Source organism: Salmonella sp. SAL04162 (genome assembly GCF_046551535.1).
Classification (GTDB): Bacteria; Pseudomonadota; Gammaproteobacteria; order Enterobacterales; family Enterobacteriaceae; genus Salmonella; species Salmonella enterica.
Genome location: NZ_JBGDVX010000049.1, coordinates 1 through 616, shown reverse-complemented (window position 1 = coordinate 616; position 616 = coordinate 1). Strand labels below are relative to the sequence as shown.

The following is a 616-nucleotide window of genomic DNA, read 5'->3' as shown; positions in this document are numbered from 1 at the left end:
TGACCCGTCCTGAATAGCGTTGACACGTTCCAGACTTAAATCCGGAGAACGTGATGATGACTGAGTTCAAACGCACCCAACGCGATTATCCTCTATCCTTTAAAATAGCCGTCGTTGAGCAGGTCGAAAAAGGCGAGATGACCTATAAACAGGCCCAGCAGCGATATGGCATTCAGGGGCGCTCCACCGTACTTGTCTGGCTGCGTAAATATGGCCGGCTTGACTGGAGACCCGGACTTCCTGACCTGGTGAAGAGGAAACTGCCTGTGGCTCAGACAACTATCCCGCTGACACCCGAGCAAAGAATCAGGGAACTTGAAGAACAGCTTGAGCTGGCAAACCAGAAAGCTGAGTTTTTTGAGTGCGTTATCAACGTCCTGAAAAATGATTACGGGGTAAGTGTTGTAAAAAAGCGGCCCGGCAAGTCCTCACGCAAAGTCAGGCCCCCAAAATAACAGTTACGCGTGCATGCCAGTTCCTGGGGCACAGCAGACAGGCGTGGTACCAGTACAATACAAGATGTAATAAACGGCAGGAGCATCATGCTCAGGTTCTTGATTTTGTTGCCCGTACCCGGTGCCGTCAGCCGCGAATCGGTACGCGTAAACTGCACTAT

General features: G+C 51.1%; 1 pseudogene. It reads left to right on the top strand.

Annotated features, from left to right (window positions below):
* Positions 1-53 precede the first annotated feature (53 nt).
* Positions 54-616, top strand: a pseudogene (locus ACLJRH_RS26240) (IS3-like element ISSen1 family transposase); the annotation flags it as partial.